This is a genomic window from Streptomyces sp. NPDC090045, assembly GCF_044747975.1.
Classification (GTDB): Bacteria; Actinomycetota; Actinomycetes; order Streptomycetales; family Streptomycetaceae; genus Streptomyces.
The window spans coordinates 1-4,188 of sequence record NZ_JBIVFA010000039.1 but is presented as its reverse complement, the minus strand read 5'-3'; the positions used below and the strand labels follow the sequence as shown (position 1 = coordinate 4,188).

At 65.8% G+C, this 4,188-nt stretch carries 4 protein-coding genes and 2 pseudogenes; all 6 read left to right on the top strand.

All coding sequences use genetic code 11. The features are described 5' to 3' along the window. The first annotated feature begins 439 nt into the window (after positions 1-439). Positions 440-817: a helix-turn-helix domain-containing protein gene (locus ACIPYQ_RS41120; protein WP_401259797.1), complete on the top strand. Its 378-nt coding sequence runs from the start codon at positions 440-442 to the stop codon at positions 815-817. Then, complete coding sequence (locus ACIPYQ_RS41115) at positions 736-978, top strand: winged helix-turn-helix domain-containing protein (RefSeq protein WP_401259796.1); 243 nt, start codon at positions 736-738, stop codon at positions 976-978. The genes ACIPYQ_RS41120 and ACIPYQ_RS41115 overlap by 82 nt, the downstream gene beginning before the upstream one ends. Next, positions 975-1,503, top strand: a pseudogene (locus ACIPYQ_RS41110) (transposase). Before ACIPYQ_RS41115 ends, ACIPYQ_RS41110 begins: the two are co-directional and overlap by 4 nt. A 288-nt stretch (positions 1,504-1,791) precedes the next feature. Next, positions 1,792-2,231, top strand: a pseudogene (locus ACIPYQ_RS41105) (transposase); the annotation flags it as partial. 27 nt (positions 2,232-2,258) lie between these two features. Further along, positions 2,259-2,963 carry a hypothetical protein gene (locus ACIPYQ_RS41100; RefSeq protein ID WP_401259795.1) on the top strand — a complete coding sequence of 235 codons (705 nt, stop codon included), beginning with the start codon at positions 2,259-2,261 and terminating at the stop codon, positions 2,961-2,963. A gap of 328 nt (positions 2,964-3,291) precedes the next feature. Then, on the top strand, positions 3,292-3,987 hold the full coding sequence (locus ACIPYQ_RS41095; protein ID WP_401259793.1) for a hypothetical protein: 696 nt from the start codon (positions 3,292-3,294) through the stop codon (positions 3,985-3,987). Positions 3,988-4,188 lie beyond the last annotated feature (201 nt).

The following is a 4,188-nucleotide window of genomic DNA, read 5'->3' as shown; positions in this document are numbered from 1 at the left end:
GCTCAACCGTCCTTGGGCGTGCTCAACGAGAGCCTGCTGCAGGGCGCGGGGGCGGGGGACGCTGCCGATCGACTCAGTGGGGATGGTCATGACACGGACCATAGGGATTCCCATTCGCCCCGGCAAGAAAGAGATGAGCATGCTGGGCGGCCCCCGACGCGGCGGTAGTACGGACAAGCGTGCGGCAAGATCGGCATTGCCCCGCAGGCCACCAGGGTATTCAGCGAGACCGAAAGACGACTCCCGAACGGACCGAAGCCCTGCGGCGGGTGTGGAGACCTCCGCGAATACACCGGATCGGAGTATCCCCCCGCGCATCGGGTTGACTCGAAACGCGATAGTGCCGTATCGGCCACGGCCAGGCCTGCGGTCGGTTATTGAGCTTTTCGGGTTGTCGTCGGGTAGTGACGGTTGATGATCCCTGCGGTATGCCGGTGGTATGCGTTATCCGGAGGGTGGGGGCCTGACCGCTGAGCGTCGGGCGTTCCGGGAGAAGATCCGGCTCCAGGCCGGGGACCGGTTCGCGGCGGGTGAGAAGACCGCGGTGATTGCGAAGGATCTGCGGGTGAGCGTGAGGTCGGTGGAACGCTGGCGCCGTGCCTGGCGCGAGGGCGGGCTTGAGGGTTTGCAATCGGCAGGTCCGGCCAACGAGCCGACCGTCACCGATGCCCAGTTCGCCGTGCTCGAGGAGGAACTCGGCAAGGGCCCGGCCGGGCACGGCTTCGAGGATCAGCGGTGGACTCTGGTGCGGGTGCGGACTGTGATCCGTCGCCGGTTCGGGCTGAGTCTGTCGGTGGCGACGGGTGGCGGCTGCTGAAGCGGCACGGCTGGTCCTGGCAGGGACCCGCCCGCAGAGCCCTCGAATGCGACGAGCGGTCCGTCGAGTTGTGGAAGCGGGAGGTGTGGCCGCGGGTGAAAGCCTCGCGGCGGCCCACGGGGGCTGGATCGTCTTCGAGGACGAAGCCGGATTCTCCATGACGCCGCCCCGCGCCCGCACCTGGGCCGGCGCGGACACACACCCGTCATCCGGGTGAGGGGCAGGTCCTGCCGCCGGACCTCGGTCGCCGCCTTGTGCTGCTACAAACCCGGCGAAAAGAGCCGCCTCATCCACCGGCCCCGCAACCACCTCCTCCTCAAGGGCGCCCGGAAGAGCTTCTCCTGGAGGACTATCGGGACCTACTGGTCCGGGCCCATATCCAGCTCGGCGGCCCGATCGTCGTGGTCTGGGACAATCTCAACACCCGTCTGGCCGCAGGGCTGAAACGGTACGAGGCCGAGCACGACTGGCTCACCACCATCCGTCTCCCGCCCTACGCGCCCGACCTGAACCCCGTCGAGGCCGTCTGGTCACTCGTGCGCAGAGCAACGGCCAACACCCCCTTCGGCACACCCGACGACCTCGACCGTGACCTCCGCCGCGAGTTAGGCAGAATCCAACTCAGACCCCACCTCATAGACGGCAGCCTCACCGCCACCGGCCTCACCCAACCGACTCCACCCTGAAATGCTCAGTACCACGGGCGACTGGTGGTTTCGTGAGTTGCTGCAAACGACTCGGCAGGGGGGAGCAACGGACGAAACGGTCGGGGCTCGTGACTGACGGCTGTCGGGATCTTCGTGCTGCCGTCCGCGGGGGCCGCGTCGGCGTCTTCGTCCGGTGTTGGCGCGACTCGGAACGCGAAACGCCCCGACCCTTGCGGGTGGGGCGCTCGTGCCCCGCCATGTGGTCAGGTGCGAGGCTAGGGGCGCTTCTTTCGGATCAGAGGTCTGCAGTCGCTGACGGGCCGATGCACCGGCAAGGCGATCGGTTCGCAGCACCGTCGGTACCGGGCCGCCGAGTTCAAGATGTTCCTCAGCAAGGTCGACAAGGAAGTGCCCGCAGAGGTCGAGGTCTGATCCTGGACAACTATGCGACCCACAAGACACCCGAGATCAAGAAATGGCTGTCGCCCACCCCCGGTTCCACCTGCACTTCACACCGACGGGATCGTCCTCGCTGAACCTGGTGGAGCGATGGTTCGCCGAGCTCACACAGAGAAGCTCCGGCGCGGCGTCCACCGCTCCGTCCAGGCTCTCGAACGAGAGTCCGATCCTGGCTCGCCGACAGGAACGACAACCCCGGGCCCTTCGTCTGGACCACCGCCGACGAGATCAGTCCACTGCCCGACTCCCGAGCAGTCGGCGTGGAGCCTTGCTATGTACAGACGGTTACGTATCGTAACTGTACGTAAACGTCGATAGTGAAAGGGGTATCGAGAATGCCTAAGGAGAACCCGCCTGATTCACCCGAGCCGGTCTCGTGGCCGAACCCGAGTAGCGCGGCCGGACCTCCACACCGTGGCGGGCCGACCGAGCGCACCGGAGCCGGGAGTCCCCCACAACCACCGCAGCGGTCTGAGCAGTTCCCGCCCGACGGGGAGACCGAGTACGAGCGGTCGGTCATCCGGATTCCCTTCCATCTCAAGGGCGCGGCACCTGGGGCCAACCGCAAGGTCGACGTGATGGTGTTCGACGCGTACATGCGGCTGATCCGCCACGCACCAGTCACCAACGGGCTGGGGTTTCGTCAGTTCGAGTTCACGATCGCCGACTGGGAGCTGACCCACACCTTCAGTCCCGGCCTGAACGCGAATGTGACCTTCACCCTCTCCGATACCGTGCAGCCCCGGAGCATCTGCATCGCCTCGCACCGCGAGCGTGACTACCCGGCGTTGATTGTCTACAGCGCGATCTACGATGTCTACCTGGGTACGACGCGGATCGTGGAGAAACAGCCTGGCGTGGCGTACGCGACCCCGGTGTGGGAGATCCCGCCCCGCAACGTCACCGTCGCCTTCGAAAAGCCATTCGAGTCTGACCAGTTCTCGTTCTCTGCGGGGACATGTGAAGCGATGAGGTCCATCAGTCGCGAAGAGTTCGAGGCCGGCGTCGCCGTCGCCCGCGCCGCACGTGGCCAATCCTGACACCACCCCCGGTGAGGGCCGTGTCGGCGTCATCCAGATCAACGTCACCGATTTGGAACTGGCTGGGGGCTTCTACCCTGCACCCTGCCCGGTCACCACGACCTGCGCTTACCCCGCACCTAAAAGCTACTCCTGGAGCAGGACCGTCGGTCCTGCTCTACCTCGCCACCCGCCTTGTGCAACACGGCCAGAGACACCACGACCACACGCGAGGTCCAATTAGTCCCGACTCTCCGGTTCCATCATCCACAGGGTCACCTGCTGTCCGAGGGCGTTCGTTGCCTTCACCGCCCCGTCGGCATGTCTACGAGTTCCTGGAGCCCCACTCATGAGCCAGCTACACACTCCGAACCACCCGCTGGGTACCATCCTCAGCGGTGCCCCGCTCCACTTGCTCACCCAGGTACAGCGCACGGGCTTCGACGCCTTCTGCCACACGCTGGAACAGATCGGACGCGACGGCGGTCAGGATGAGCCACTCGTGCATGTACCCTCCCTGCGGACCCTCACACGAGCCACCATCGGGGACCAGGCCACTGACCATCTTCTGGCCGAACTCATGCGCCTGCCCAGCCACCGACTCACTGACCAGGACCATCCCAGGTTGGACTGGTTCGCCCTGGCCGACCGCGTTCCCGTCTTCGACCCCACCCCTACTTCCAGGTTCACTGCGCCCCTGGCCGACACCCCCGACATGGGACACGTGATCAACGCGGTCCACACCCTCTACCCCAGCATCGAACCCGAACTGATTGACCCCCAGCTACTGCCCGCCCGCCTCACACGCCTGCCGCACCCTGACCACACCGGCACTCTCGGGCGTCTACGCACTGTCATCGACCTGGTGCACCGCAACCTCGGATGGTGGGCTGCCTTCGCCTTGACCCTGATGGCCAGCGCTGCTGCGGGCAGCACCGCACCTGGATGGGCTGCCTGGCCGCTGCACATGTACGTGCTAGCCGCCTTGATCGGGGGTTGGACACTGACCGTCGTGGGCGGTTGCGTGCTATCCACACCGCACTGAGTGCCAGACGCTGTGGTAACGGGCCTGGTGTGAGCGGTGGGTGGGGTGCTCGTGTCCGTAGGCGGGGTGATCGTTCGTCACCGGGCGATCTCCGCCCGGTCCGTACGAGCTCGTAACACGATCATGAATCGTGTTTCTTGAGGCGTCTCCAGCAGATGAGACTGCAGGCGAGGGAGACGAACGCGTCGTGGAGTTCGGTGC